The following is a 26,360-nucleotide window of genomic DNA, read 5'->3' as shown; positions in this document are numbered from 1 at the left end:
CACCTCTCTCTCTCTCTCTACTCTCTCGGCGCTTTTCTCTGCGCGCGTTCCTGCCGCGATTTCTGCTGTCACCACACCTAAGGCGGAGACGCCACTATCTCTCGCTATGCCCCACGAGAGCGCCGCCGTCAGATTCCTGACCAGCGACGACCTTGCCGGACTGGCAACGCCCGCAGAGTACCTAGCCGCGGTTCGCGAGGGCTACCGCGAACGCGGAAACGGCGCACCAGCCGAACCCCGAACCAAACTCGTAAACGAGTCACCACCGGGGATGCTCACGAGCTACCTCGCCATCCTCCCCGAGATGGGCGTGATGGGCGGCTACATGTACGCCGCCGGCTTCACCGGCCGGGACGCCCAGTTCGCCACGCCGCTGTTCGACGCCGAGACGGGCGCGATGAAGGCCCTCCTTGACGGCGCGAGCATGAACCCCTTCAAGACCGGCGCGGCAGGCGCGGTGGGCGTCGATGCCCTCGCCCGTGAAGACGCCTCTACGCTTGCTATCATCGGCAGCGGCGCACAGGCCCGCGGTCAACTGAAAGCTACCGCCACCGTCCGCGACCTCGAGTCGGTGTACGTTTATTCGCCGACAAAGGAGAATCGCGAGTCGTTCGCTGCCGAGTTCAACGAAATACTCGACGCCACCGTCGCGGCCGTCGCCTCAAGCGCTGCCGCCGTCGAGAAGGCGGACATCGTCATCACCGCGACGAACGCCTCGGAACCGGTGTTCGACGGCGACCGACTCGCCCCCGGCACCCACGTCACCGCGATGGGCCAGTACAACCCGACCAAACGCGAACTCGACGCGACGACCATCCAGAACGCGAAGTACGTCCCCGACCTCCGCGCCCGGGCACTCTCTGACGCCGGGTCGTTCCTGCAAGCGATGGACGAGGGCGTCGTCACCGAAGACCACATCCACGCCGAACTCGGTGAAATCGTCGCCGGAAAGGAACCGGGTCGCGAATCCGACGACGAAATCACCGTCTTCGACAGCGGCGGCACGGGTATCGAAACCGTGGCAGCGGCGCAGTTGCTCTACGAGAAAGCAGTCGAGCAGGAATTAGGACAGGAAATCGACTTCTCGCCTGCGAGTCAGGCGTTGACAGGCGAGTGACATCCTCCCACGACTAAAGTCGTGGGCTTCCCACGCCCGCACCGCCGTATAATCAGAGATACGACGCCAGTCCAACCGCCTGCACCAGCGAAATCCCGCTCACGAGCGCACCGAGCAAGTAGCCGCCGATTGCGCCGCCGTTCAGCAGTGGCAGACCGGCGTGTGGCTTCCCCTTCATGACCATGAACATCAGGACGAGCAGCCCCAGCATCGTCCCAATCAGGGCGGTGAGGGCTGGAAGATTCATCGTGAGTGCCCCAACGTCGAACATCGGCGCGGGCGCGAACACGGCCGCGCTGGCCACCATCACGGTGGGCATGACGGCGTCGCCGAGGCCGATGAAGAAGGCGTCGCGCTCGCCGTCGTCGTCGGCTTCCGTTGGTTCTGCGTCGTCATCCTCCGTCGCATCGTCGTCGGAGCCTTCTGCGAGAAACGAATACGAGAGCGACAGCGGGACGATGAGGATGACGGGCACTTTGATGTCCATCACGCCCTCGGCGAGCGTGAGCATGTGTTCGGTGCCGTAGACGCTGATGGCGTCGTAGACGGCGAGGGCGGTGAGCAGGACGATGGCCGGCAGGAGGCCGAAGCTGATGCCGAAGAGGCCTGCTGCGCCCGCGCCCATCACGATGCCGACGGCGTCGATGACGTACCACTCGGGGTAGGCGAGTAGGAGGACGGCGAGCAACCCTGCGGCGACCACCGGGAGGATGTGCGTTGGCGCACCACCGATGGAGACAGTCACGACTGGCGGAATGAGGATGGTGAAGACGTAGAGTGAGACGAGCGCGCTTGAGAAGACGATGAGGCCGCGGATGATCCACGTCAGGTCGAGTTTAAATGCGAGGAGCATCACGCCCGTTGCGACGAGTATTGCGGCGATGTAGACGACGCTGTTCGTCGGGTCTTCGGGGTTCTCGACTGCCTGATAGCCGGCCGTATCGAAGGGCTGGACGAGTGCGAGCGCACCCAGTTGGACGAGGAGGAAGATGCCGACCGTGGCGGCGGTGGCGAGATACATCCGCGAGCGATGGTCCATACAAAAAGCAGGCGGGCCGTCGCCTTTTTCGTTTCGCTACCGGGCGTAGAGCTTCACGCCGATGAGTGTCGCCGGGCGTCGGTCAGACGAGATGGCGACGTAGGGCTGGGAGACGGGGCCGAACACGTCCACGATGCGGCCCACTTCCTCGAGATTCTCGTCTATCACCTCGGTCCCGATGTTCGGGTATTCCTCGCCCGGAAGCCGAACGATGGCGAGTCCCTGTGCGACCCGCGACACCTCGCCGACGCGCTTCATTCGCGAAGGACTCCGACGTAAACGGCGACCGCTTGCACGAGGTCGCTTTTGCCCGCATCGTCTGCGTTCTTCACGAGGACGCGCCCGCGGGTCTCGAACTCGCGGGAGTAGGCTTTGTCGCGCTCGATGACCGCGTCGTAGCCGACCTGCTGGACGGCCTTTGCGATTTCATCGACCGTGGGGTTCTCGACGGCGAGGTCTTCTGGGACGCGACGGCCCTCGCTTCGCGTCAACGCAGCATCGAGATAGGCGGGCCAGATGACGTTCTCGACCATATCCGTGAGAATGCCCGCCCGGATTAAACGCCTTCTGTTGTCGAAACGGGTGGTAGCTTAGACGCGCCGGAGCGCGAACAGCGTCGCTGCGACGAGCGCGACGACGGCGGCCGTGACGCCGAAGCCGGGTCCGTCAGCGTTCGTCTCGGTCGAATTCTCCGTCGTCTCGTTCGCCTCGGTCTGCGTGGCCGTCGCCGTCTCGGTGATGTTCGCTGCGGCGTACGCCTCGGGGTGGAACGCCTTCGCCATCTCGGCGAGCGGGTTGACGACTCGAGGCGCCGGCTGGTTCAGTTCGTTCGCGTCGAGGGTCACGATCTGCCCCTGCTTCACGGCGGTCGTTTCTGTGTAGGGAGCCTGCTCAGGAACGCGCGGCTCCGGGACGCCCGTGTCCACGACGATAAACTCGGGGTCCTGTTCGGCCACGACTTCGTCGGAAATCTGGGCGTAGCCCGTGATGCCCGCCTCTGCGGCGACGTTCTGGCCGCCGGCGCGCTCGATGAGCGAGTGGATGAACGTCCCGTTACCGGCGGTGAAGCCACCGGTCAGGTAGAGCACGCGGGGTTCGTCCTCGCCCTCGGTGGCGTTCTCGACGATGGCGACCTGTCCTTTCATGGCGTCGACTCGCTCGGTTGCGCCTTCACAGGCACCCACGAGGTTGCCGGTCAACAGCGTCTTCTCGTAGACGGCGTCGAGAGATGCAGCTGCTTCGAATTTGTAGACGGTGAGGCCGGCCTCACGGAGTTTCGACACCGTTTCGTCGGGGACGATGTTCGGGGCGAGAACGAGGTCCGGGTCGAGCGCGACGACCTTCTCTACGTTCACCGAAAACTGGTCTTCGTTCACGACGTTTTCGCGGGAGTCAGCCCCTTCGAGGGAGCTGGTGTAGCTGTTTACGGGCATCCCGACGACCTTCTCTTCCGCGCCGATTTCCCACATCGTCTGGGCGGCACTCGGCTGAAGGGCGACGACCGATTCGAGTTCGCCGTCAACGGTGACTTCGGTTCCCGTGGCGTCCGTCGCCGTGAACGGGAACGAGCAGTTCTCCTGTTGCATCGCGGGTGCTGTGTCGGACGTGGCAGCCATCGCGGGACCAACCCCGCCGACGAGCACCACGAAAACCGCAAGCACTCGGATGAGTCTCGTGTTCATCGTAGTACACCCTCGCCCGTTATGCAATAAGTATTTATCTAACGCAAGCACGCTTTCAATCATGCGCCAGGAGCTACGAGTGAGTGCGTGGGTTTCGGGCCTGCTGGTCGCGCTTTTCGCGGTAATCCTCGTGAGCGCGGCCATGGGGCCGGTCCGCATCGACCCACTCACCGTGGCAAAAATTCTCCTGGAACACACCCTCGTTGTGCCCTCGGACGTGTCGCTTCAGCTGCAATCCGCGTCGATTCCATTCCTCAACGCTGGCGTTCCGGTCCCCAACATCGACGTCTCGGTTCGCCCACTCCTTGCGTTTGACGTCCCCGCGACGAGCGAGACCATCGTTTTCAAACTCAGACTGCCACGCATCCTGCTCGGGGCCGTCGTCGGGTTCGCCCTCGCCGCCGCCGGCACGGTGATGCAGGGGTTCTTCCGCAATCCGATGGCCGACCCGTCCATCGTCGGCGTCTCCTCCGGGGCGGCCCTCGGCGCGGTCGCGACCATCGCCTTCCCCCTCGCCATCCCCTTCGGACTGCAGGCGGCGGCGTTCGCCGGGGCACTCGTCACCGCCTTCGCCGTGTACGTCCTCGCCACCGAGAACGGTCGAACCCCCGTCGCCACGCTCCTGCTCGCCGGGGTCGCCGTCCAGACCTTCCTCGGCGCGGTCATCTCGTACACCCTGCTCCAGAGCGGCGACGGCCTCAGGGAGGCAGTTTTCTGGTTGATGGGGCACCTCCACGCGAGCACCTGGGCGAGCGTCACCGTGACCATCCCGTTCGTCGGCCTCGGCGTGGCGATTCTGTTCGCCTACACGAGCGACCTCAACATCCTGCTCATGGGCGAGGAAGATGCTCACTCACTCGGTGTCGAAGTCGAGCGGACGAAGCGCATCCTGCTTGCCGTCGCGAGCATCGTCACCGCCGCCGCAGTCGCGGTCTCTGGCGTCATCGGCTTCGTCGGCCTCATCGTCCCCCACGTCATGCGCCTGCTCGTCGGCCCCGACCATCGCATTCTGTTGCCGACGAGTGCCATCGCCGGGTCAGTGTTCCTCGTCGCCACGGACACCGTCGCCCGAGCGGGGGCCGCAGAACTTCCCGTCGGCATCGTCACCGCCGCCCTCGGCGCTCCCTTCTTCCTCTACTTGCTCCGTCGTCGGGAGGTGCATCGCCTGTGATTTCAATAGACGGAATTTCCGTATCCTTTGGCCCGGTGGACGTGCTCAACGCGATTTCCGCGAACGTCGAGGCTGGCACGTTCGTCGGACTGGTCGGCCCGAACGGTGCGGGCAAGACGACGCTCCTTCGGGCGATAAACGGTGCAATCGACCCGGATTCTGGGACGGTTGCGGTCGATGGACAGAACGTCCACGACCTCTCGGCGAAGGCGGCCAGTCGGCTGGTCGCGACCGTCCCGCAGGACACGTCGGTGGCCTTCCCGTTCCCCGTCCGCGACATCGTCGCGATGGGGCGTCATCCCTACCAGTCCCGGTTCGACCGCCAGACGACGGCTGACGCGAACGCGGTAGACCGCGCCCTCGCACGGACGCAGACCGAACAATTCGCCGACCGGAACATCGACGAACTCTCGGGCGGGGAACGCCAGCGCGTCATCCTCGCCCGCGCACTCGCTCAGGAAACGCCCGTGCTCCTGCTCGACGAACCGACGGCAAGTCTCGACATCAACCACCAGGTCAGGACGCTCGAACTCGTCTCCGACCTCGTCGCCGAGGGCAAGACCGCCGTCGCGGCGATTCACGACCTGAACCTCGCGGCCCACTACTGCGACGAACTGCTCTTGCTCGCAGACGGGCAGATGCTCGCCGCAGGCGCGCCGGAGTCCGTCCTCACGGAAGAGGCTCTCGCGAGCGCATTCGACACGCGAGCGGTCGTCGCCCGCCACCCGGTAACCCACTCCGTCTACGTGACCGCACTGCCCGAACGCGGCGCATCCCGAGACGCACACGTCCACGTCATCGGCGGCGGTGGCACCAGTTCACGACTCCAGTATCTCCTCTCTGCGGCGGGTTACGAGGTGACCGTCGGCGTTCTCAACGAGGGTGACTCGGACCTCGAAACCGCGCGGTTGCTCGGCTTAGAAACCGTGGTCGAAGCCCCGTTCGCCCCACTTTCAGACGAGACGATAGCCGCGGCCCGCGAATTCGTTAGGGAAGCCGACGTAACCGTCCTCGCGGACGTGGAAATCGGCATCGGCAATCAGCCCATCCTCGACCTCGCGGGCGCAGCAGACCGCTTGCTCGTCGTCGAAGAACGACCGTTCGCCGAGCGAAACTACGCCGGCTCGGCGGCGAGCATCGCCTACCGTGACCTCTGTGCGTGGGGTGCCGTCGTCACGCCGAGTGACCTCCTCGGAGCCGTCGATTCGCTCGTCTCGCCGCAAAACAGTGTATAGTCGGAACCGTTACTGGCCACCAGCGTCCGGGTCTTCGTCGGAGCCTTCGCCACCGTTTCCGTTGCCATCGGTTCCGTTCCCATTTCCGTCGCTACCGTTCGACTGGTTCGCATCGAGGTCTTCCCACCGGACCGACCCGGCTTCCTGAATCGCCGCCGGCGTGAGTTGCGGGTCCGTGAGGACTTCCCGTGCGAGACCCACCGGACCGACTCCCTCTTCGGGAAGATTCTCCGCGTCTTCGAATTCGAAGTCCACGTCCTCGTCTGCGACGTCGCCGACGACGACGCGCATGACCATGCCGAACACCTCGTGCGGGGCACAGTAGACGTCGTAGACGCCTGCCTCTTCGAGCGTCAGCAGCCAGACTTCGGGAACCGGTCCCGTCTGGTCGTCAGTGTCGTTCTGACCGGAATCGTCGCCGTTGCCGCCTTGGCCACCGTCACCCCCTTCGCCCGGGACCGGTGCGGTCCCCGGGACCCAACCGAGGACTGGCGAGGAGAACCCCCGAACCCCCTCCGGGTGGCGTCTCGCCTGGCCGAATGCGTTCGAATACGACGTTACCGTGTGTCGCGGCGTGTCGAAGACGAATTTCAAGACGTCGCCCGGTTCGACGTGCAGTCCCGTCGGCTGGAAGAAGAAATCGAGCGGTCGATTCGGATTCGTCGGCGGGAAGGTCTCGAGTAAGTGGACGACGTGTGCCGTCACCGTCTCTCCATCGCCATTTTCTCCATTTTCTCCCTCGTCGTCTTCCTGTAACCGACCGTAGGTCCAGGTAGCCGGGTCGGCCGTCGAGGACGCTCCAACGCCGGTCAGAAACGGTATCGCGGCACCCGCGCCAACCGCTCTCAGCACGCTGCGGCGTCGCGGCCACGCGGTCTTCATCTCGCCTGTCTGGTCATCATCGATATGTACCATGGGCAAGTGACAGTTCACCAGGTCGAATCTTTGGTATACTTCACGAATACGTGACTGGGGCCATTATTGATATCTTAATCCAGATGGTTTCGACCGACGGGAAGTCACTATTGTTTGAACGATGATTCGTTTGTGTTCGCTGCCCTATGCGTCAGCGTATCTCGGTTCTGCGGACGGAACCGAGCCCAATGTTCACGATTATCTGACTGTCCGATACATTAATCTATTCATTCTGTGTATATTACCTGAAGATGGTAAACAAGGCCGCAGTTATCGCGCTCGCGGTTGTCGTGTTTACCTCCCTGTCAGTTGGGGGGTTGCTGGGGATGCAACTGGCGACGAAGCAAGGAGATGACGCTGACCTTGGGGGAGACAGCACGACGACGCAGACGGACGTACAGACACAACAACCGGGAGCACAGACGACGGAAGTCGCGACCACCGAGCGTCCATCGGTCCGGCCCAATTCGATAAACGAGACGCGGGTCGAGCTGCTCGTCTACGAACGGATCAACGCAGAGCGGAAAGACCGGGGCGTGCAGACGCTTCGAACTGACAAGACACTGGTAGAGATGGCGACCTACCACACCGACGATATGGTTGAGAAGGACTACTACAGCCACACCTCGCCGAGCGGTGAAACCGCAGAGGACCGGTATCGCAACTACGGCCTCTACGAGCAGTGTAAAATCCTCGATAATTCGAAGGGCTACTACCACCGCGGCGCAGAGAACATCGGTCGCACCACAGTCGGGATGAACTACACCGTCAACGGCGAACAGCGCATCAACGAGAACGAACAGCAGGTCGCAGACGCACTGGTGAATGCGTGGCTCGACCGGAACGTTGACTCGCGATACGTCGTCTTCGAGGACGCAGACGAGGTTGGTGTGGGCGTTCGAGTCACCGACGATGGTATCGTGTACGCCACCGCCACGTACTGCTAACGTCGGCTTTTTCCTTTATTTGACCAGATAGCTCACGCCAGCGCCGACCAGCCCCGTCGGCACCGCGAACAACAGCAGACTGCCGCCGAGTTGGGCGAGCGGGAGGTCACCGACGAGACTCAACAGGCCGAGCGAGACGAGGCTCCCGCCAACGTAGCCGAGGGCGACGAGTACGCCGACCAGCCGGGCAGCCTCTCTCGTCCCGACCCAGAACCCGCAGATGCCGGCCAACAGCGGGCCACAAAGCAGCGTCACGGTGGCCGCGACGAGGACGAAAATCGAGCCGAGAAACTGCCCCCGAAGGAGACTCGCAAGCAGTCCAATGCTCCCGAGGCCGGCGTTCACGAGGACGAAGAACCCGCCGATTTGCAGTACGGGCTTCCGGGTGGGGGCGTCGTCCATCGCTCGTTGCTACCGAGGTCAGTACCAAAGGTGTTGTGACAGGTCACTGGGCAGTATTTTTGAGCCAGGGAGACCTATCGATGGCAATGGGTTCGGGAGACGCGAGGCTCGTCGTGCTCGCCGTTGCACTGGCAGGGCTCTTCGCGACCATTCCCACACCAGATGGACTCACACAGACGGGGCAATTCGCACTCGCGACTGCCATTTTTGCCGCGGTTCTCTGGGTGACTGGGGCACTCCCGCTCCCGGTCACGGCACTGTTGATACCCGTCCTGCTCACGCTCTTTGGTGTCACTCCGCAACTGGGAGACGCGCTCACCGGATTTGCAGACCCCGTCGTCTTCCTGTTGCTCGCGGGATTCATGCTCGCCGCGGCGCTCCAGCGTCAGCGATTGGACCGCAGAATCGCGTACGTCTTGCTGCTCAGGCTCGGCACGTCGCCGCGACGACTTGTCCTCGCGGTGATGGTGGCGACGGCGTCACTCTCGATGCTCATCTCGAATACGGCGACGACGGCGATGATGGCCCCTATCGGACTCGGTCTGGCGACGCAGGTGACGGGGCCGAACGCCGGGCACACGAATCTCCATCGGTCGTTGCTGCTCGGCATCGCCTACGCGGCGAGCGTCGGCGGAGTCGGGACGCTCATCGGCACACCACCAAACGCCATCGTGGTCGCGGCACTCGACGAGTTTGCGGGCATCCAAATCAGTTTCCTCGAGTGGATGGTCGTCGGCATCCCAGTGGTCGCGCTCACACTCCCGCTTGTCTGGTTCGTTCTCACGTTCGTGGTCTTTCCACCGGCCACAAGCGACGTCTCTGCGGCCCGCCGCAAGACGAAGACCGCGCTCGAACGTGACGGTCCGCTCACGCCAGCAGCTCGCCGTGTCGCCCTCATCTTCTGCGTGACAGCCGGCCTGTGGGTACTCGGCGGACTCGGGGTTCTTTTCGAGGACGTCCTGCCAGCCCCGGTGTATACGACGCTGTTTGGCGGTCCGGGACCGAGTCTGGTCGGTGGCGGTGCTCACCAGGGCGCGCTCTACTTCGTCATCGTCGGTTTGCTCTCGATTCCGGCACTCCTCCTCGCTGACACCGTAACCTGGGACGACCTTGCGGACATCGACTGGGGCACGCTCTTACTTCTCGGTGGCGGCCTCTCGCTTGCGAACGCACTCACCGAAACCGGAGCCACCGCGTGGCTCGCGACCAGTGTGTTCGGTTCGGTCATCGACGCACCGCTAGTCGTGGTACTATTCGTCATCGTGTCCGTGACCATCCTGGCGGGCGAACTCGCATCGAACACCGCCATGGCCGCGATTCTCGCCCCGGTTCTCATCACCGCCGGCCTCGAAAGTGGGGGTGCGTTCGGCGTCGGACCAACTGACGTCGCCCTGTCGCTCGCGCTGGCCGGCGCACTCGCCGCGAGTTACGGCTTCGCGCTTCCCGTGGCGACGCCGCCAAACGCCATCGTGTACGGCACGGGCGAACTCACTCGCGGAGAGATGTTACGGGCGGGGCTCCTCCTCGACGTGGTCATGTCGCTCGTCCTGACCGTGTTGTTCTCGCTGCTGCTTCGGGTGTGGCCCGTCCTGCTCGCCTAGAGCAGGACGGTGAGAATCCAGAGGACGACCATGCCCGTCACGAGCGTCGCGACCAGGTTCTCGGTGCGCCAGGCGACAGCTCCGGCGATGATGCCCGCAATGAGTCGATGATTCGAAAACGTGAGGGCGAGCGATTCGTCTACGAGCAGGAAACTGGGGACGACGAGCGCCGCAAGCACCGCCGCCGGGACGAATCCGAGCGCGCGCTCTGCTCGCGGCGGAAGGTCGTTCATCCAGCCGAACAATTGGATGAACGAGAGACGGATGAGAAACGTTCCGAGGCCTGCGACGAGGATGATGCCCCACAGGGTGAGCGGGTCGATGTTCACCGCCATCTACCGACCACGCTCCGCGACGACGACGCCGACGACGATGCCACACAGTGCGCCGACGAGGAGGCCGAGGTTGAACGGGAATCCCGCCGCGGCGACAGCGACACCTCCGCCCACGACTGCGGCCGCGACGGAGGGGCGATTTTTCATCGTGGGGACGAGTAGCGCGAGGAAGATGAGCGGGACGGTAAAGCCGAGGTTCCACTCCGACGGAATGCTCGCGCCGAGGACGATGCCAACCACGGTCGCGATTTGCCAGACGATCCACAGCGGGAGCGCGACGCCGAGGTAGTACCACCGCTTCTGGACGTCTTCCTGTTCGAACTTGAGAATTGAGAGGGCGTAGGCCTGGTCAGTGAGGACGTAGGAGAGCATGAGTTTCCAGCGTTCCTCTAACCGCTGGAAGTGTGGTGCGATGGAGGCGCTGTACATCATCATGCGAACGTTGATGACGAGAACGGTGACGACGATGACCAGCGCCGGGGCGTCCTGACCGATGAGTTCGATGGCCGCGAGTTGCGACGCGCCCGCGAAGATGATGACAGACATGCCGAGAGCGTGGGCCGCAGAGAGCCCAACCTCGATGGCGGCCACCCCGGAGATGAGGCCGAAGGGCACGATGCCGAGGATGAGGGGGAGACAATCGACGACTCCCGAGCGAAAACTGGCCCGAGCAGCAGACATACACAATGGTCGGCCGCAGTCGCGGATAACGCTTGCTTTCCGACGAAATTAGCATAATTGAGGCGCTAAGCCCCCTTCCTCAACGCCCGAACGGAGTGAGGGCGTAGGGAGGGGATTCAGCGCCGCACAGTTTGTTTGCACGTCTATCGATATGTTTACTACCCACACGGTCGAACGCGGTAGTACGATGCTCACCACGTCTCCGACGGTGTTCAAGCGTGGTTCGAAACGGCGAAGCCGTTTCGTCATCACGAAAGGCGCGTCGCGCCTTTCGAACGCCGACAAGAAGCGCGCACCGTCGGTTGTGGCCGAGTGTCCATCTGGTAGGAGTGGGACACTCCGAACCGCCTGTAAAGGGAAGTCGCCTGCGGAGTCTGGAATCCCTGTGCCTTCGGGTATAAATTCCGACACAGAAACAGGAAGCCCTGTCCTCAACACGCGAGGGGCGAGTAGCCCCGAGCGCGGTAGGGCAGGGTAGTTCACACCCGCGCTCCCCAGCCGAGGTGGGGGTGTTTGCGCATGAACGAGACGAGCGCCGGCGCGTAGGTCACGAGCGGCGGGCACTCGATACCAGAGCCGTGGAGGTCGCGAATCGTGTTCGGACAGACGTAACTCGTCGGGTGGTCGAAGTAATCGACGACCGCCGGGTGAATTCGGAACAGGTCGTACACGCCGGGCACGTAGTCCAGCGCGTTCTTCGCGAGGAATTTCGGCAGCGGAACACGGAGCAAGCGCCGGTCGGCCGCCGCCTCGAACGCGGCGAGTAGTTCGCTCGCCGTTGGCGGATCGGGGTCACAGAGTTGGTAGACCGTGTCTTTCGATTCCGGCTGTTGACTAAGGTGGGCGATGGCCGCCGCCACGTAGTCGCGGGGGACGAGATTCACCTCCGTTCGCGATGGTTTCCCGACGACCGGAAGCACCACGCGCCCGCTCCGGCGGAGCATCCACTGGAGAATGTAGTACGGCCCGTCGTACTTCTGCGTGCCGCCGGTGTCGCTGTCGCCGACGACGATGGCGGGCCGGTAGATGGTCGTCGCGAGTCCCCGGCGCTTCGCTCGCTGGACGGCCAGTTCGGCTTCGAACTTCGATTCTTCGTAGTGATTGTTGAACGACTGACCGACGTCGAGGTCTTCCTCGCCGAAGACGCCTTCGTGACGACCGCTCACGTAGCACGTCGAAACGTAGTGAAACCGGTCTGCGTCGGCTTCTCGGGCGAACGCGAGGACGTTCTCCGTCCCGTCGCGGTTGACTGCCATCGCCACGTCTCGCGAGACGCCGAGGTCGTAGACGGCGGCGAGGTGGAACACCTGGTCCACCGCCTCGTGTAATTCCTCGGGCGCATCGAGGCCCAATCCTTCCACCGTGATGTCGCCCTCGACGAATTCCACCCGGTCTGGAGTCGTGTCTGCCCACGCGGCGACGACACCGCGCCTGCGCTCTGCTCGCTTTCGGAAGCGTGGCTGGACGAGACAGGTGAACGTCGTCTCCTCGTCGGTTACCGCGAGCAGGCGTTCGAGCACCGCGTCGCCGAGGAAGCCGGGAAAGCCGGTGAACAGAACGTGCGTCATCGGCTCACCGCAGCCCCGGAATTCGGCGCATGACCTTCAGAATCGCGCTCATCCCCTTCGCGTAGAGACGCATCGGAATCGGCCGCGGTGGGGCGATTGGGTGGATGCGCTGTTCTGCGACCGTCTGGGTCTGGGTGTACTTCAAGAATCCCTCCGCACCGTGCCGTCGGCCGAGTCCCGACTGTTTCATCCCACCCATCGGCGCGTCTACAGACCCCCACGCCGCGGTGTAGGGGTCGTTCAGATTCACGGTTCCGCACTCGATTTGCCGGGCGACGTCGCGGCCCCGCTCTGTGTCTTCCGTCCAGATAGCCGCGTTTAGGCCGTACTCGGAGTCGTTCGCGAGTTCGATGGCTTCCTGGTCCCGGCGGAACGACCGGAGCGTCACGACCGGCCCGAATGTCTCCTCGCGGGCGACTTTCATGTCGTCGGTGACGCCTTCGAGGATGGTTGGTTCGAAGAAGTACGGCCCGAGGTCGGGGCGGTGTCGGCCGCCCGTGAGCACCTTCGCGCCCTTCTCGACGGCGTCGTCCACGTGGTCCTGGACCTTCTGCAATTGTTCCTCGCCCATCAACGACCCCACCTCGGCGTCGTGGTCGTAACTCGCCGCGAGCTGGAGGCTGCGCGTCCGGTTGACCAGTTTGTCGCGGAACTCCTCGTAGACGCCCGACTGGACGTAGAGGCGCTCGAAGGCGATGCAGAGTTGGCCGGCGTTGGTGAAACAGCCGCGAATCGCGCCGTCGACGGCCCACGTCATGTCCGCGTCGTCGAAGACGACCATCGGGTTCTTCCCGCCGAGTTCGAGCGACGAAGGGACGAGGTTGCGCCCCGCCTGTTCCGCCACTTTCCGCCCCGTTTCTGTGCTCCCGGTGAACTGGACGAAATCCACGTCGTCTACGAGCGCGGGGCCGAGTTTCGACCCCGAACCCGTAACCACCTGAAACACGTTCGGCGGGATGCCTGCCTCTCGGAGCAACTTCACGGCGAGCAGGGCGGTGTACGGTGTCTCCTCCGCCGGCTTGAGCACGACCGAATTCCCCGCGAGCAGTGCAGGAATCGCGTCCGAGACGGCGAGCGTCAGCGGGTAGTTCCACGGCGAGATGATGCCCACGACGCCGATCGGGTGGCGATACTGGTGTGTTTTCGTCAGCAGTGGAAGGCCGCCCTTTCGCTCCTCATCTTTGAGATACCCTTCGGCGCGGTGGGCGTAGTGGCGGGCCGTGTTCGCCACGTCGAGGACTTCCTCGAAGGCGTGGCGGCGAGCCTTCCCGCTCTCCAGTTGCATCACGTCGAGCAGTTCGTCCTGCCGGTTGAGCACCATATCGTGGTAGCGCGTGAACACGGCGGCACGCTCCGCTGGGTCACGGTCGGCCCACTCACGCTGGGCTTTCCGGGCGCGAGAGACGGCCAGTTCCACGTCGTCTGCCGTACAGTCGGGGACCGACCCGACGTTCTCGTCGGAGTAGGGCGACAACACCGGGCGTTGCGCACGGTCGTCGGCCGCGACCGTGACCGTCTTCACGAGGTCGTCCAGGTGCTCCCGGTCGGTTCGCGGGGGCCAGATTGTCGAAGCAGTCACTACTGCTCACTACTCGGTCAGGGTGGAAAAACGTTAGCGCGGAGACAGGCAGCGAGTTTATACTTTTCCGACCGGTTCAATCTCAATCTGTTCGTTTGCTGTATAGGTTATTCGCAGCTCCCGAAAATCAAATGCGACTTCGTTCTGCCCCTTCTTCTCGGTATCGACGACGACGTAGACATATACGTCTGGTACATAATCTGGATGGGAGATTGCGTTATTGATCCTATGTTCTGTACCTGAGTTTACCGATGCTTTGCCCCCGTAATAGTCAGTGCCTCCCGTTTCATCTTCACCTTGTGTGGTTACCCTGATTGCAAATGTGTGTGAAATATCGTGATTGTTTACTATCACAATAGAGGCAGCGTCTTGATTAAATGGGAGTGAACAGCCTGCGAGTCCAGCCATACATCCAGCACTCAATAAGTTGAGAGCAGTCCGACGCGAATATTCCATAACCAAAATAAGTGTGAGTTAGATATATTTTTTCTGTATTTTATAGATCTGAAATTTATATCAGAAAGCGAGGAAACACGATTAAGCCGAGGGTGACTCAGTTCCGCTGGCGAAGCCGGTTGATGCGCTTCTCGATTGGCGGATGCGTGGCGAACAGCGAGGCGAACAGGCCCTTCTGGACGCCGAAGATGCACATCGCGCTCACGCTGTCGTCGATGTTCGTCTCTTCTATCTGCTGGTTTACGTGGCCGAGTTTCGCGAGCGCGCTGGCGAGTGCCTCCGGGTTGCCAGTGTAGTAGGCGGCGTCCTCGTCTGCGGCGTACTCGCGGACCCGCGAGATGACGAGCACGAATATCATGACCAGCATGTTGGCGATGACGCTCGCAATCCACGCGAGAATCCAGCCGAAGATGCCGTCTGCGACCTGGCGCACCATGAAGTAGACGCCCCAGCCGATGAGCATCGCGACGGACTGGCCGAGCACCATCGTCACCACGTCGCGGTTCATGATGTGCGCGAGTTCGTGGGCGATGACGCCCTCCAGTTCGTCGTCGTCGAGAAGCTGCATGAGTTCCGTGCTGATGACGACCGTGCCGCTGCCCTTGCGCCCGACGGCGAAGGCGTTCGGCGACCCCATCTGCGCGTACATGAGCCGTGGCTTCGGGATGCCCATGTCCTCGCTCAGGCGCTCGGTCGTGCGGTGGATGTCCGCAAAGCGGTCTTCTGGCAAGTCCTCCGCGCCGACGCTGCGAACCGCGAGCCACTTGCCGAGTTTGTACTGCCCGGCGACGAGCAGCAGGCTCAGCACGGCGACGAGAGCGATAGATCCCGTCATGCTCCACGCAATTGTGGCAATCACCATGTAGAAGGCGAACAGGATTGTCCCTGCAACCGCCATCCGTACTTTGAGGCCGAAATGTCTCATTTGGCGAAGTATCTCTCTTGAACTACTTATGTATTTCATCTGGCTGTCGAATTGTGCCGACTGGATTGTCCCTCGAATCGGCAGACACATCGGTGGTTTCTTTCTGTCAGCGTTGAATACCCAAATCGAATGGTCTTCGACTTCGTGCCCGCCGATGCGCCGGGTATCGCAGCCATCGTAATCCTGGCAGGGACCGTCGCCACCTGGTTCGGCAGTCAATGGCTCGAAGAATCAGCCGAGCAGCTGTCTGCGTACTACGGGCTTCCTGCCGTCGTGCAAGGCTCCGTCGTCGTCGCTGTCGGTTCGAGTTTTCCGGAACTCGCCAGTGTGGTCTTTACTGCGCTCTCTGGGGTGTTCGATATGGGGGTGGGAGCAATCGTTGGGTCGGCTATTTTCAACATCCTCGTCATCCCGGCCGTCTCGAACATCCTGTCCGACCAGGACCTCGAGGCCGGTCGCGCGATCGTCTACAAAGAGGCGCTGTTTTACATGGTTGCCGTGGCCGTGTTCGTGTTGACACTGGCGCTCGCCGTCATCTACGAACCAGTTCCAGCCGCCGGTGCGTTGGTCGGAGAACTCACACGGCTTCTCGCCCTGATTCCACTGTTGCTGTATGGGTTGTATCTGTTCATCCAGTGGCAAGATGTTTCAGATTTCGACCCCGGCGTCGAACCCGAGCAAATCGCCGTCGGCCACGAATGGCGACGATTACTCCTCGGCCTCGTGGTCATCCTCATCGCCGTCGAGTTGCTCGTCAGCGGTATCGAATCGGCAGGTGAGACGTTCGGCGTCCCCGACTTCCTCGCAGGCGTGACCATCCTCGCGGCGGCAACGAGTCTGCCAGACCTGCTCGTGAGTGTTCGCTCAGCGCGGGCCGGACGAGGCGTAACCAGCCTCGGAAACGTGTTCGGGTCGAACACGTTCGACCTCCTCGTCGCCATCCCCATTGGGGTGCTTATCGTAGGCAGTGTCAGCATCGACTTCGCGGTCGCGATACCGATGCTTGCCGTTTTAACCGTCGTAACCGTGGTGCTGTTTACCCTTCTGCGAACGAATCTTTCGCTGTCTAGCCCCGAAGCGTACGTCCTCCTCATCCTGTATATACTGTTCTTCGGGTGGGTCTTTGCAGAAACCGTTGGACTCACACAACTACTCAGTAGCTCTTGATACGGGCTGGAGAGCGCATACGAGCACCCGCAAAATACATCTACAAAAAAGCACGACGGCCGCGGTGGCTTCCGTGCGGGACTCCTCGCCGGTTAAAACGAGGGATGCCCCTGTTCGTTTCAGTTGTTCTGCAACAGTCGGCGGAGCACGAGGTGCAGGATGCCGCCGTTTTCGACGTACTTCACGGCCGCAGGCGTCCCGACCTGTGCCGTCACTGGGAACTCGACGGTCGAACCGTCAGCACGTTCGGCGACGACGGTGAGTTCGTCCTTCACCGAGAGGCCGTCGTCCAGACCCTTGATGTGGAAGTGCTCGTCCCCGTCTAAGCCGAGGCTGTCCCAGCCGTCGCCCTCCTGGAACTGGAGCGGGAGGACGCCCATGCCGACGAGGTTGTCGCGGTAGATGCGCTCGTAGCTCTCTGCGATTGTCGCGCGAATGCCGAGGAGGTCCGTCCCCTTCGCGGCCCAGTCACGAGAAGAGCCGGTCCCGAATTCGACGCCGGCCATGACGATGAGCGGCGTGTCCTCGTCGCGGTAGCGGCCACTCGCGTCGAAGACGGTGGTCTCGTCGTTCGTCGGGAAGTGGATGGTGTAGCCGCCCTCCACGTTGTCTAACATCTCGTTTCGGATGCGAACGTTCGCGAACGTCCCGCGCATCATGACTTCGTGGTTCCCGCGGCGGGAGCCGTAGGTGTTGAAGTCCACGGGTTCGACGCCCTGGTCGAGCAGCCACCGGCCGGCCGGTTGGTTCGAACTGAACGGCCCGGCGGGGCTGATGTGGTCTGTCGTCACCGTGTCCCCGAGGAGCATCAGACAGCGGGCGTCCGCGATGTCGGAGACGCCGGGTTTCTCGAGCGGAAAGTCCTTGAAGAACGGCGGTTCGCGGATGTACGTCGAGGTGGGGTCCCACTCGTAGACGTCGCCCGTAGGGGCTTCGAGCGCCTCCCAGCGTTCGTCGCCCTCGAACACGTCCGCGTACTTCTCTTTGAACATCTCCGGAGCGACGCTCTGCTGGATGGTGGACTGAATCTCGTCGACGCCGGGCCAGAGGTCCGCGAGGTACACTGGCTCGCCCTCGTCGTCCGTGCCGAGTGGTTCCTTCTCTAAGTTGATGTCCATCCGCCCGGCGAGGCCGTAGGCGACGACGAGCGGTGGGCTGGCGAGGTAATTCGCGCGCACCTTCGGGTGGATGCGGGCTTCGAAGTTGCGGTTCCCTGAAAGCACCGACGTGGTCCACAGGTCGTGGGCGTCGATGGCGTCCTCGATTGGTTCTGGGAGCGGCCCGGCGTTCCCGATACAGGTCGTACAACCGTAACCGACAACGTTGTAGCCGAGTTCTTCCAGATACGGCATCAGGCCGGAGGCTTCGAGGTACGCGGTCACGACGCGGCTGCCGGGTGCGAGACTCGTCTTCACGAACGACGGCACTTCGAGGCCGCGCTCGACTGCGTTCTTCGCGAGCAGGGCGGCGGCAATCATCACCGACGGGTTCGAGGTGTTCGTACAGCTCGTAATCGCGCTCACGACGACCGAGCCGTGGCCGATTTCGGTCTCCGTGCCGTCGGGCATCGTGACGGGAATCTTCTTCGAGAGTTCGCCGACCTCGGGCACGTCAGGTTTCCGGCGTGGGTCGTCCTCGTGGCCGCCCTCGCCGAGCCAGCGGGCTAGTTGCTCCTCGTCGAGTTCGTGGAGTTCGTCCTCGAACTCGCCGTGGACGAGCTTCCGGAAGTGACGCTTCATCTCGGGCATGCCGACGCGGTCCTGGGGGCGCTTTGGCCCGGCGAGGCTCGGCGTAATCTCGGAGAGGTCGATTTCGACGACTTCCGTATATTCCGGTTCCTGCTCCCCGTAGAGGCCCTGCGCTTGCAGGTACTCCTTGACGAGTTCGATGTGTTCCGGGTCGCGGCCGGTCAGTTCGAGGTAGTCGAGCGTCGCGTCGTCCACCGGGAAGACGCTGATAGTGGACCCCTGCTCCGGAGCCATGTTGGAGATGGTCGCGCGGTCTGCGACGGTCAGGTTACCGACGCCGGGCCCGAAGAACTCGACGAACCGGTCGACCACGCCGACCTCGCGGAGGTCTTCGGTGACGTGGAGCACGAGGTCGGTCGCCGTCGCGCCCTCGGGGAGCGCGCCCGTGAGGCGAACGCCGACGACTTCGGGGAGTTTCATCGTAATCGGTTGGCCGAGCATCGCGGCTTCGGCCTCGATGCCGCCAACACCCCAGCCGACGACGCCGATGCCGCCGATCATCGGCGTGTGGCTGTCGGTTCCGACGAGGGTGTCAGGGAGGATCCAGTTTTCGCCGTCCGTCTCGCGGTCGTGGACGACCTGGCCGAGGTACTCTAAGTTCACCTGGTGGACGATGCCGGTTCCCGGCGGCACCACGCGGAAACTGTCGAACGCCTGCTGGGCCCACTTCAGGGCGCGATAGCGCTCCTTGTTGCGTTCGTACTCGAGTTCCACGTTCTGCTCGTAGGCGTCCTCCGAACCGTAGAAGTCCACCTGCACGGAGTGGTCGATGACGAGGTCACAGGGGACGCTCGGTTCGACGAGTTTCGGGTCCTTGCCCTTGCGCTCGACCGCAGAGCGGAGCGCGGCGAGGTCCACGACTGCGGGGACGCCGGTCAGGTCCTGGAGGACGACGCGCGAGGGCGTAAACGGTACTTCCACGTCGGGCACGTCGGGAGCCCACGAGGCGGCGTTGCGCACGTCTTCCTCGGTAATCAGCTCGCCGTCTACGTTGCGAAGGACAGATTCGAGGAGGATGCGGATGCTGACTGGGAGGCGAGACGGCTCACAGATACCCTCGTCTTCGAGGACTGTGAGGTCCGCCATTTTGTAGGTGGTACCATCGTGTTCGAATTCGCGAATGGCACCGAATGGGTTCGGTCCGTCCATGTGAATTGGTACAGACCCACGCGTATTGAAAGGTGTCGTTGTGGCGGATTTGACCCGCGGCAAGTCCCTCCACCATACGCACGAATTTAAGGGAAAGTGGCCTACCCCCGGTATGACACACCTCTTCGACCCGCTCACCATCCGCGAAACCACCGCGCGCAACAGAATCATGGTCTCGCCGATGTGCCAGTACTCCTGTGATACCGACGGGCTGGCGACCGATTGGCACGAGGTCCACCTCGGCAGTCGCGCCGTCGGCGGTGCGGGCATCGTCATGGCCGAGGCGACGGCCGTCTCGCCCGCCGGGCGCATCTCCCCGAACGACCTCGGTCTCTGGAGTCAGGAGCACGCTGACGCACTCGCCCCGATTGCTGACTTTATCGCCGAACAGGGGTCAGTTCCGGCCATCCAACTCGCCCACGCGGGGCGCAAGGCGAGCAACGCCCGCCCCTTCGATGGCGGTCACGGACTCTCGCCCGACGAAGGCGGCTGGGAGACGCTCGCGCCGAGCGGTCCCTACCCGAAAGACGACGCCCCCCAGACCCGCGAGATGACTGCCGAAGATATCGAGGACGTGAAAGCCGAGTTCGTCCGGTCGGCAGAACTCGCCCGCGACGCCGGGTTCGACATCGCCGAGGTGCACTCCGCTCACGGCTACCTCCTCCATTCGTTCCTCTCGCCCGCGAGCAACGACCGCGAGGACGAATACGGCGGCAGTTTCGAGAATCGCACGCGCCTCACCCGCGAAGTAACTCGCGCCGTCCGCGAGGTGTGGCCCGAGGACAAACCCGTATTCGTGCGTATCTCCGCGACCGACTGGTTGCCAGACCGCGAGTCGTGGACGGTCGAGGACTCGGTGAAACTCGCCCCACTGCTCGCCGCAGACGGTGCAGATCTCATCGACGTGAGCGCGGGTGGCCTCCACCCCGACCAGCAACTACCCCACAGCGGCCCCAACTATCAGGTCCCGTACGCAGAGCAGGTTGGGGAGGCGACCGACGCACTCGTCGGCGCAGTCGGCGGTATCAAGGACGCGCGACAGGCAGACGCCCTCATCCGAAACGGTCGTGCCGACCTCGCCATTGTCGGGCGCGAACACCTCCGTGACCCGTACTTTGCCCTCCACGCCGCAGAAGAACTCGGCGAGGAGGCTGAGTGGCCGGTTCAGTACCGCCGGGCGGTGTGAGCAACAACACAGAAAACCCCGGCGCGCGTGGACTCGAGTGTGAGAAAAACGCCCGCGGAGCAGACCGAGGACACGCTCGATAATCTGCGCTCGCTGAGCACGCTGCTCGACAACTCGATTCGCGTCCCCGGGACGAACTACCGCATTGGCCTCGACCCGCTGGTCGGAATGCTACCGGTCGTCGGTGACCTGCCGACGACGGCGCTCTCCGTCTACATCGTCTTCGAGGCCGCCTCTATCGGCGTTCCACGACCGACCCTGTACCGAATGGTGTTCAACCTCGTCATCGACGCCACCGTCGGGTCGATACCCATCATCGGCGACCTGTTCGACGCCGTGTGGAAAGCAAACGCCCGGAACGTCGCGCTCCTCGAAGCGCGCCATCAAGACGCCTCGGGGGCCGTCGCCGACGAACGATTCCTCCTGCTCGCGAGCGCGGGTCTGTTGCTCGTTCTCGTGGTCGTCGCCTTCGCGGTGGTCGCGCTCGTGTCGTTGCTCGTGACCCGGCTTGGCCTCCTCTGAAGTCTGCGAGACGTTATTCTCGGTCCGGGCCTATTCCCTAGGGATGATGCAAACCGGAGATGCCATCACCTGGTTCGAGATTCCGGTTCGAGATTTAAACCGGGCGGTAACGTTCTACACGACGATACTCGGTATCGACTTGCAAGTGACGAACCTGATGGGCGTCCCCCACGCCCTGTTTCCCGTCACCGAAACCGGGGTGAGCGGGGCACTCACCCAGCGTAGAGACGTGAAACCGGCGGAGCACGGGACTCGCGTCTACCTCCGCGTCGACGGCGACATCAACAACGCGCTCTCGAAGGTCGAACACGCGGGGGGTCGCGTCCTCACGCCGAAGACGTCGCTCGGCGAGGAGGGGTTCTACGGCGTGATTCGGGATTCAGAGGGGAACGCGATTGGCCTCCACTCGCCTCGATAGTCGAAAATTCGGGCCTCAGGGCTGTTCTGTTTCTGGCGGGCGCTTCGCCAATCGGTCGAAGCGGCTCTGGGCATCTTCCATGCGTTCTGCCGTCTCCTCACGGTCTGCATCCACCGATCGGAGTTTCCCGCCTTCGAGGGTGACGTGGACGACGAGATTTGGCTCGCGCATGTCGAACGGCAGTTTCGTCTCGTGGACGACGAGTTCGTCTACGTCCTTGCCGCCTTCCTCGATGAGCAAGACTGCATGGTTGTCCTCGATTCGGTCGATGACCGCCGTGTACGCCCCGTCTGTGACCATCAGTAGGTTACCTCCACCACGACTCCTCCTTCGGCGTCAGTGACAGTAACCGTATCGCCGTCGTTGTTCCAGACCGGACTACCAGCGCCCCAGTAGCGTTCGGTCGCCGAGTCGGTTCCGGAACCAGTGTACAACGTCACTGTCGCGCCAGGAGCGAGCGTCAGGTCCTCGAAAGTGTACGTCTTTCCGGCCTCGTCGCGGACGGTCCATTCGGACAGGTCGAGTGCTTCCTCACCCGTGTTTTCGAACACGACGTACTCGTCGTTCAGGTTGTCGCCGTCCGGCCCCTCGGCGTCCTCGTGAACCTCCTTGACGACGAAGGAGACGCCGCCGTCGGGCGTCGGCTCGGCCGTCGTGGGCGTCTCGCCGACGGGACTGGTCGCCTCGCCGCGGACGACCAATCGAGGCTCGACCGGCGCGTCGAGGTCCGGGGACGCAGGCGCGGCATTCCGCAGGTCGGCGGCGTCCGTCGGCGCGGCGCGTTGCGTCTTGAGAGTCACTGCCGTCCCGTTGCTCACAGCAACCACGTCACCGTGCGTGCCCGTCCAGAACGTCGGGATGTTGCGGGTGGCGAACGCGTCTAACACCTCTCGGTGGGGGTGGCCGTAGCGCGAGTCGAAATCACTGGAGATGACCGCGACGGCCGGTGAGGCCTCGTCCAGCAGTTCGGGGCTGTTGCTCGTCGAACTGCCGTGGTGACCGGCTTTGAACACGGTCACGTCGAGGTCGTACTTTTCGACGAGATAGTCCTCTGCCTCGTGCTCTGCGTCGCCGGTGAACAGGAAGCGGTTCTCGCCGTGGGTGGCGAGGAGGACGATACTGTTCTCGTTTCGATTCTCGTCTGCGAGGTAGTTCTCGGGAGGACTCAACACGGAGATGTCCACCCCTTCCATCGGAATCGTGTCTCCGGCTTGCGTTCGGAACAGCGTCACGTCGTACTCCTCTACGGCGTCCAGATACCGGGTGTACGTCGCCGTGTCGGCGACGATACCGGGGTCGTACACCGCGCCGACGCCGTCGGCTTCGGTCTCGAAGTATTCGATGACGGCGGCGTTCCCGCCGACGTGGTCTGCGTCCGCGTGCGTGGTGACGAGTGCGTCCAGTCTGGTGATGCCCTGCGATTGCAAGTAGGCGATGACGTGCTCACCGTCGTCCTTGAAGTCGCCCGTGTCGATGAGGACTGTCTCGCCCCCTGGACCGACGAGCAGCGTGCTATCTCCTTGTCCGACGTTGATGTAGTGAACCGAGAACGTGCCGTTGGCCGTCGTGACCGTCGTCGTCTCTGCGGTCGGTGTCGTGCCGTCTGGGCTGCCGCTGATGCCCCCGAGACACCCCGCGAAGACGACGAGCACCAGCAATCCCGCCGCGACTGGAGCGCGTGCCATCGCGCTGTGTAGGCGTTCCGGCCACATTACCCTTCTCGCTTGATTTCGAAATCTGCGGGCAAAGAAACGCACTTGGGACTGGGGTGAAAACGTGTGACAATCATGCAACTGAAGGAACTCACCGATGTTCACTGACCGAGAAATTCACGCGACGACCCCGGCCCGGACGGTAGCCCTAGACTGTCTCAAAGCGGGCATCGAGGCGGCCCACCCCCGCCGCGTCATCGCCGACGCCGTCTCGCTCGACGGCGACACCCTCACCGTCGCGAACGTCACCTACGACCTCACGGCGTTCGACGACGTAGTCGTCCTCGGAGGCGGGAACGCAGCCGCACACGTCGCCGCGGCCCTGGAAACCGCCCTCGGGAACCGGCTCTCCGGCGGCGTCGTGGTCACCGACGACCCGGCCGAAACTGACCGCGTGACCGTCCACCGCGGCGACCACCCGGTCCCGAGCGAGCGCGGCGTGGAAGGAGCCACCGCGGTGATGGTGGCCGCAGAACGCGCCGACGAACGCACCCTCGTCCTCGCCGTCATCACGGGCGGGGCGAGCGCCCTCCTGCCCGCACCGGTCGATGCAATCACACTCGACGACCTCCAGGCCACGACCAACGCGCTGCTCGAATCGGGGGCGACCATCCACGAGATCAACGCCGTGAGAAAACACCTCTCTGCGCTCAAAGGCGGGCAACTCGCCCGTCTCGCCGCCCCCGCGACGGTCGTCGGCCTCGTCCTTTCTGACGTCGTCGGCAACGACCTCTCGGTCATCGGCAGCGGCCCGACCGTCCCCGACGATTCGACCTACGAGGACGCACTGTCGGTGCTCTCACAGTACGACGTGCCCGTCCCGGACGCGGTATCGGCACACCTCGAACGCGGCGCGTCGGGTGACTTACAGGAGACGCCCCGGGCGGACGACCCGATTTTCGACCGGGTGACCACCCACATCCTCGCGGACAATTTCACGGCGCTCGACGCTGCCCGTGAGGTCGCGAAAGAACAGGGGTACGACCCGCTCGTCCTCTCGTCGAGCGTCCGCGGTGAGGCCCGCGAGGCGGCGAAGTCTCACGTCGCCGTGGCCGAGGAAGTACTCGCGACGGGGAATCCACTGGACGCCCCGTGCGTTCTCCTTGCGGGTGGCGAGTGCACTGTCACGGTTCGTGGTGACGGCGAGGGTGGCCCGAGCCAGGAGTTCTGTGTGAGCGCGGCGCTCGAACTCCGAGACGAGCGAATCACCGTCGCGGCGGTCGATTCAGACGGCATCGACGGGGCCACCGACGTGGCCGGCGCACTCGTCGATACGGAGACGTTCGACGACCGCACCGCTGCCAGCACGGCCCTGCGGGAAAATGACGTCTATCCCCTGCTCGCGGCGGCAGGTGCCCACCTGCACACCGGCGCGACGGGGACGAACGTAAACGACCTGCGAATCGTCGTCGTGGACGCCTAGAGCACCACGGCGACGACGTTTCTGAGCACGAGAATCCAGAGGATACTGGTCACCCCGAGCATGAGCGTCGCGAGCGTCCACGCCTGGTACGCCGTGGCCGTCTTCATGTCGGTGAACTCCTTGATTATCCAGAAGTAGGAGTCGTTCGCGTGGCTGACGGTCATGCTTCCCGCGCCGATGGCGAGCACGGCGAACACGCGACCCCACGTCGAGGCGAGGCCGAGCTCGGGAAGCAGTGGCGCGATGAGACCCGCCGTCGTGACGATGGAAACTGTCGAAGAGCCGAGCGCAGACTTGAGCGCGGCGGCGATGATGAACGCGGCGATGAGACCGATACCGAGGCCGCCGAACGTATCACCGATGAAGCCCTTGAGCGGGAGCGCCTTGAGAACCGTCCCGAAGGCTCCGCCAGCGCCGGTCACGGCGAGGATGACGGCGGCGCTCTCGATGCCGTCACTGACCCAGTCGCTCGTGACTTCAGCGGAGTAGTCCGGAACGGTGGTGAATCCGACGAACGCACCGATGAGCAGCGCGACGGCAGGGTCGCCAAGGAACAGCAAGACGGACTGAACTGTGCCGGTGAAAATTGCTGGGTTTTCGACCTCCGGGTACGCCGCGATGCTCCCGAGTGTAATCAGGAGAATTGGGACGAGCAGCGGCGCGAACGAGGCCACTTTCGAGGGGAGGCGGCCGTACTCGGCCTTGATGTCCTCGATGGTCATGTCCGGGTTCGGGTCGATGTGGTACCTCGCGGCGACCGTAGACGCCCACTTCGCTGCGACGAGCGTCACCGGGACGGAGACGAGGATACCGGCGAGCATCACGAGGCCGATGTCTGCACCGAGAATCCCGGCGGCTGCGATGGGACCGGGCGTTGGCGGCACGAAAACGTGTGTCGCGTAGAGACCGCCAGCGAGGGCAACCCCGAGCGTGGCGAGCGAAAGCTTCGACCGCTCTGCGAGCGACCGGTTCAGCGACGAGAGGATGATGAACCCGGAGTCACAGAAGACGGGGATGCTGACCACACTGCCCGTGATGGCCATCACCGTCGTCGTGTGTTCTTCACCGATGATGTCGAGAATCGTCTCGGCGATGACGATGGCTGCACCCGTGCGTTCTAAGACGATGCCGATTATCGTCCCCGCGAGGATGACGACACCGATGTAGGCGAGCACACCGCCGAATCCTTCGGTGACGAGCGAGGCCACTTCTTTGGGGTCGAGTCCGGCCGCCAACCCGGTTCCGTAGGCGGCGATGAGCAATGCGAGAAATGCGTGGAGATTCAACTTGGCCGTCGCCAGGATGATGAAGGCGACGGCGCCAAGGAGTAACAGTACGAGCGGGAGTCCTTCTAGCATACACCAGACGGTTCGTGACGTCCC

The 26,360-nt window shown here is 63.5% G+C and carries 26 protein-coding genes; 10 read left to right on the top strand and 16 right to left on the bottom strand.

What is annotated here, in order from left to right:
• The first annotated feature begins 106 nt into the window (after positions 1-106).
• Positions 107-1,117 carry an ornithine cyclodeaminase family protein gene (locus P1M51_RS07020; RefSeq protein WP_276247471.1) on the top strand — a complete coding sequence of 337 codons (1,011 nt, stop codon included), beginning with the start codon at positions 107-109 and terminating at the stop codon, positions 1,115-1,117.
• Between the two features lie 52 nt (positions 1,118-1,169).
• On the opposite strand, the gene P1M51_RS07015 is transcribed toward P1M51_RS07020, so the two are convergent.
• Genes P1M51_RS07015 through P1M51_RS07000 form a run of 4 tightly spaced genes read right to left on the bottom strand, consistent with a single transcriptional unit; the run spans position 1,170 to position 3,838 of the window.
• Positions 1,170-2,156, bottom strand: a complete 987-nt coding sequence (locus P1M51_RS07015) for a presenilin family intramembrane aspartyl protease PSH (protein WP_276247470.1) — start codon at positions 2,154-2,156, stop codon at positions 1,170-1,172.
• Positions 2,157-2,192: 36 nt separating this feature from the next.
• Positions 2,193-2,414, bottom strand: coding sequence for an H/ACA ribonucleoprotein complex subunit GAR1 (locus tag P1M51_RS07010; protein WP_276247469.1), 222 nt, complete (start codon positions 2,412-2,414; stop codon positions 2,193-2,195).
• Complete coding sequence (gene srp19 / locus P1M51_RS07005; RefSeq protein ID WP_276247468.1) at positions 2,411-2,689, bottom strand: signal recognition particle subunit SRP19; 279 nt, start codon at positions 2,687-2,689, stop codon at positions 2,411-2,413. Before srp19 ends, P1M51_RS07010 begins: the two co-directional genes overlap by 4 nt.
• Positions 2,690-2,746: 57 nt before the next feature.
• On the bottom strand, positions 2,747-3,838 hold the full coding sequence (locus P1M51_RS07000; protein WP_276274929.1) for a PGF-CTERM-anchored ABC transporter substrate-binding protein: 1,092 nt from the start codon (positions 3,836-3,838) through the stop codon (positions 2,747-2,749).
• Between the two features lie 61 nt (positions 3,839-3,899).
• On the opposite strand from P1M51_RS07000, the gene btuC reads away from it, so the two are divergent.
• Both btuC and P1M51_RS06990 read left to right on the top strand, forming a co-directional pair.
• On the top strand, positions 3,900-5,009 hold the full coding sequence (gene btuC / locus P1M51_RS06995) for a vitamin B12 ABC transporter permease BtuC (protein ID WP_276247466.1): 1,110 nt from the start codon (positions 3,900-3,902) through the stop codon (positions 5,007-5,009).
• Entirely contained in the window at positions 5,006-6,244 is a 1,239-nt protein-coding gene (locus P1M51_RS06990; RefSeq protein WP_276247465.1) for a heme ABC transporter ATP-binding protein, read from the top strand. Before btuC ends, P1M51_RS06990 begins: the two co-directional genes overlap by 4 nt.
• 9 nt (positions 6,245-6,253) lie before the next feature.
• Here P1M51_RS06990 and P1M51_RS06985 read toward each other — a convergent pair whose 3' ends face one another.
• Positions 6,254-7,159, bottom strand: coding sequence for a plastocyanin/azurin family copper-binding protein (locus P1M51_RS06985; protein WP_276247464.1), 906 nt, complete (start codon positions 7,157-7,159; stop codon positions 6,254-6,256).
• Positions 7,160-7,410: 251 nt separating this feature from the next.
• Here P1M51_RS06985 and P1M51_RS06980 point away from each other — a divergent pair, with 251 nt between their 5' ends.
• Positions 7,411-8,106, top strand: a complete 696-nt coding sequence (locus tag P1M51_RS06980; protein ID WP_276247463.1) for a CAP domain-containing protein — start codon at positions 7,411-7,413, stop codon at positions 8,104-8,106.
• Positions 8,107-8,121: 15 nt separating this feature from the next.
• Here P1M51_RS06980 and P1M51_RS06975 read toward each other — a convergent pair whose 3' ends face one another.
• The gene (locus P1M51_RS06975; RefSeq protein ID WP_276247462.1) at positions 8,122-8,508 is read right to left on the bottom strand and encodes a hypothetical protein; all 387 of its coding nucleotides are present in this window, start codon (positions 8,506-8,508) and stop codon (positions 8,122-8,124) included.
• Positions 8,509-8,594: 86 nt separating this feature from the next.
• Here P1M51_RS06975 and P1M51_RS06970 point away from each other — a divergent pair, with 86 nt between their 5' ends.
• Positions 8,595-10,109 carry a DASS family sodium-coupled anion symporter gene (locus P1M51_RS06970; RefSeq protein ID WP_276274928.1) on the top strand — a complete coding sequence of 505 codons (1,515 nt, stop codon included), beginning with the start codon at positions 8,595-8,597 and terminating at the stop codon, positions 10,107-10,109.
• Here the strand turns inward: P1M51_RS06970 and P1M51_RS06965 are convergent.
• From P1M51_RS06965 to P1M51_RS06940, 6 genes are all read right to left on the bottom strand, one after another.
• Positions 10,106-10,444, bottom strand: a complete 339-nt coding sequence (locus tag P1M51_RS06965; RefSeq protein WP_276247460.1) for an AzlD domain-containing protein — start codon at positions 10,442-10,444, stop codon at positions 10,106-10,108. The genes P1M51_RS06970 and P1M51_RS06965 overlap by 4 nt on opposite strands.
• Positions 10,445-11,125: an AzlC family ABC transporter permease gene (locus tag P1M51_RS06960; RefSeq protein WP_276247459.1), complete on the bottom strand. Its 681-nt coding sequence runs from the start codon at positions 11,123-11,125 to the stop codon at positions 10,445-10,447.
• A 479-nt stretch (positions 11,126-11,604) separates the two neighbouring features.
• Entirely contained in the window at positions 11,605-12,693 is a 1,089-nt protein-coding gene (locus tag P1M51_RS06955; RefSeq protein WP_276274927.1) for an SDR family oxidoreductase, read from the bottom strand.
• Between the two features lie 4 nt (positions 12,694-12,697).
• Positions 12,698-14,272 carry a succinic semialdehyde dehydrogenase gene (locus P1M51_RS06950; RefSeq protein WP_276274926.1) on the bottom strand — a complete coding sequence of 525 codons (1,575 nt, stop codon included), beginning with the start codon at positions 14,270-14,272 and terminating at the stop codon, positions 12,698-12,700.
• A gap of 57 nt (positions 14,273-14,329) precedes the next feature.
• The gene (locus tag P1M51_RS06945; RefSeq protein WP_276247456.1) at positions 14,330-14,680 is read right to left on the bottom strand and encodes a hypothetical protein; all 351 of its coding nucleotides are present in this window, start codon (positions 14,678-14,680) and stop codon (positions 14,330-14,332) included.
• Positions 14,681-14,825: 145 nt separating this feature from the next.
• Positions 14,826-15,653, bottom strand: coding sequence for a M48 family metallopeptidase (locus tag P1M51_RS06940; RefSeq protein ID WP_276247455.1), 828 nt, complete (start codon positions 15,651-15,653; stop codon positions 14,826-14,828).
• 129 nt (positions 15,654-15,782) lie between these two features.
• Between P1M51_RS06940 and P1M51_RS06935 the strand changes: the two genes are divergently transcribed.
• A complete protein-coding gene (locus tag P1M51_RS06935) occupies positions 15,783-16,820 on the top strand; it encodes a sodium:calcium antiporter (RefSeq protein WP_276274925.1) in 1,038 nt (345 codons plus the stop codon).
• 119 nt (positions 16,821-16,939) lie between these two features.
• On the opposite strand, the gene acnA is transcribed toward P1M51_RS06935, so the two are convergent.
• Entirely contained in the window at positions 16,940-19,717 is a 2,778-nt protein-coding gene (gene acnA, locus P1M51_RS06930; protein ID WP_276274924.1) for an aconitate hydratase AcnA, read from the bottom strand.
• Between the two features lie 112 nt (positions 19,718-19,829).
• Between acnA and P1M51_RS06925 the strand changes: the two genes are divergently transcribed.
• The 3 genes from P1M51_RS06925 to P1M51_RS06915 are packed head-to-tail and all read left to right on the top strand — an operon-like array spanning position 19,830 to position 21,843.
• Positions 19,830-20,903, top strand: coding sequence for an NADH:flavin oxidoreductase/NADH oxidase (locus P1M51_RS06925; protein WP_276274923.1), 1,074 nt, complete (start codon positions 19,830-19,832; stop codon positions 20,901-20,903).
• Between the two features lie 39 nt (positions 20,904-20,942).
• A complete protein-coding gene (locus P1M51_RS06920; RefSeq protein ID WP_276247451.1) occupies positions 20,943-21,425 on the top strand; it encodes a DUF4112 domain-containing protein in 483 nt (160 codons plus the stop codon).
• A gap of 43 nt (positions 21,426-21,468) precedes the next feature.
• Positions 21,469-21,843, top strand: a complete 375-nt coding sequence (locus P1M51_RS06915; protein ID WP_276247450.1) for a VOC family protein — start codon at positions 21,469-21,471, stop codon at positions 21,841-21,843.
• Positions 21,844-21,858: 15 nt separating this feature from the next.
• On the opposite strand, the gene P1M51_RS06910 is transcribed toward P1M51_RS06915, so the two are convergent.
• Complete coding sequence (locus tag P1M51_RS06910) at positions 21,859-22,143, bottom strand: DUF3006 domain-containing protein (RefSeq protein ID WP_276247449.1); 285 nt, start codon at positions 22,141-22,143, stop codon at positions 21,859-21,861.
• Positions 22,143-23,528 carry a lamin tail domain-containing protein gene (locus P1M51_RS06905; RefSeq protein ID WP_276247448.1) on the bottom strand — a complete coding sequence of 462 codons (1,386 nt, stop codon included), beginning with the start codon at positions 23,526-23,528 and terminating at the stop codon, positions 22,143-22,145. The genes P1M51_RS06910 and P1M51_RS06905 overlap by 1 nt, the downstream gene beginning before the upstream one ends.
• 124 nt (positions 23,529-23,652) lie before the next feature.
• Here P1M51_RS06905 and P1M51_RS06900 point away from each other — a divergent pair, with 124 nt between their 5' ends.
• Entirely contained in the window at positions 23,653-24,978 is a 1,326-nt protein-coding gene (locus P1M51_RS06900; RefSeq protein ID WP_276247447.1) for a glycerate kinase, read from the top strand.
• On the opposite strand, the gene P1M51_RS06895 is transcribed toward P1M51_RS06900, so the two are convergent.
• Positions 24,975-26,336, bottom strand: a complete 1,362-nt coding sequence (locus P1M51_RS06895; RefSeq protein WP_276274922.1) for a GntP family permease — start codon at positions 26,334-26,336, stop codon at positions 24,975-24,977. The genes P1M51_RS06900 and P1M51_RS06895 overlap by 4 nt on opposite strands.
• Between the last annotated feature and the right edge of the window lie 24 nt (positions 26,337-26,360).

Source organism: Haladaptatus sp. QDMS2, assembly GCF_029338295.1.
Classification (GTDB): domain Archaea; phylum Halobacteriota; class Halobacteria; order Halobacteriales; family Halococcaceae; genus QDMS2.
Note: the sequence above shows the minus strand (reverse complement) of the source record. Positions and strands in the feature narration are given on the sequence as shown.

What these genes read in the sequence shown, in the direction of transcription:
- P1M51_RS06925 (WP_276274923.1), top strand. Translation starts at nt 19,830, where the DNA reads ATGACACACCTCTTCGACCCGCTCACCATCCGCGAAACCACCGCGCGC.
- P1M51_RS07020 (WP_276247471.1), top strand. Translation starts at nt 107, where the DNA reads ATGCCCCACGAGAGCGCCGCCGTCAGATTCCTGACCAGCGACGACCTT.
- acnA (WP_276274924.1), bottom strand. Translation starts at nt 19,717, where the DNA reads ATGGACGGACCGAACCCATTCGGTGCCATTCGCGAATTCGAACACGAT.
- btuC (WP_276247466.1), top strand. Translation starts at nt 3,900, where the DNA reads ATGCGCCAGGAGCTACGAGTGAGTGCGTGGGTTTCGGGCCTGCTGGTC.
- P1M51_RS06955 (WP_276274927.1), bottom strand. Translation starts at nt 12,693, where the DNA reads ATGACGCACGTTCTGTTCACCGGCTTTCCCGGCTTCCTCGGCGACGCG.
- P1M51_RS06935 (WP_276274925.1), top strand. Translation starts at nt 15,783, where the DNA reads ATGGTCTTCGACTTCGTGCCCGCCGATGCGCCGGGTATCGCAGCCATC.
- P1M51_RS06910 (WP_276247449.1), bottom strand. Translation starts at nt 22,143, where the DNA reads ATGGTCACAGACGGGGCGTACACGGCGGTCATCGACCGAATCGAGGAC.
- P1M51_RS06985 (WP_276247464.1), bottom strand. Translation starts at nt 7,159, where the DNA reads ATGGTACATATCGATGATGACCAGACAGGCGAGATGAAGACCGCGTGG.
- P1M51_RS06975 (WP_276247462.1), bottom strand. Translation starts at nt 8,508, where the DNA reads ATGGACGACGCCCCCACCCGGAAGCCCGTACTGCAAATCGGCGGGTTC.
- srp19 (WP_276247468.1), bottom strand. Translation starts at nt 2,689, where the DNA reads ATGGTCGAGAACGTCATCTGGCCCGCCTATCTCGATGCTGCGTTGACG.
- P1M51_RS06915 (WP_276247450.1), top strand. Translation starts at nt 21,469, where the DNA reads ATGATGCAAACCGGAGATGCCATCACCTGGTTCGAGATTCCGGTTCGA.
- P1M51_RS06895 (WP_276274922.1), bottom strand. Translation starts at nt 26,336, where the DNA reads ATGCTAGAAGGACTCCCGCTCGTACTGTTACTCCTTGGCGCCGTCGCC.
- P1M51_RS06965 (WP_276247460.1), bottom strand. Translation starts at nt 10,444, where the DNA reads ATGGCGGTGAACATCGACCCGCTCACCCTGTGGGGCATCATCCTCGTC.
- P1M51_RS06970 (WP_276274928.1), top strand. Translation starts at nt 8,595, where the DNA reads ATGGGTTCGGGAGACGCGAGGCTCGTCGTGCTCGCCGTTGCACTGGCA.
- P1M51_RS06940 (WP_276247455.1), bottom strand. Translation starts at nt 15,653, where the DNA reads ATGAGACATTTCGGCCTCAAAGTACGGATGGCGGTTGCAGGGACAATC.
- P1M51_RS06945 (WP_276247456.1), bottom strand. Translation starts at nt 14,680, where the DNA reads ATGGCTGGACTCGCAGGCTGTTCACTCCCATTTAATCAAGACGCTGCC.
- P1M51_RS07015 (WP_276247470.1), bottom strand. Translation starts at nt 2,156, where the DNA reads ATGGACCATCGCTCGCGGATGTATCTCGCCACCGCCGCCACGGTCGGC.
- P1M51_RS06905 (WP_276247448.1), bottom strand. Translation starts at nt 23,528, where the DNA reads ATGGCACGCGCTCCAGTCGCGGCGGGATTGCTGGTGCTCGTCGTCTTC.
- P1M51_RS07000 (WP_276274929.1), bottom strand. Translation starts at nt 3,838, where the DNA reads ATGAACACGAGACTCATCCGAGTGCTTGCGGTTTTCGTGGTGCTCGTC.
- P1M51_RS07010 (WP_276247469.1), bottom strand. Translation starts at nt 2,414, where the DNA reads ATGAAGCGCGTCGGCGAGGTGTCGCGGGTCGCACAGGGACTCGCCATC.
- P1M51_RS06980 (WP_276247463.1), top strand. Translation starts at nt 7,411, where the DNA reads ATGGTAAACAAGGCCGCAGTTATCGCGCTCGCGGTTGTCGTGTTTACC.
- P1M51_RS06900 (WP_276247447.1), top strand. Translation starts at nt 23,653, where the DNA reads ATGTTCACTGACCGAGAAATTCACGCGACGACCCCGGCCCGGACGGTA.
- P1M51_RS06960 (WP_276247459.1), bottom strand. Translation starts at nt 11,125, where the DNA reads ATGTCTGCTGCTCGGGCCAGTTTTCGCTCGGGAGTCGTCGATTGTCTC.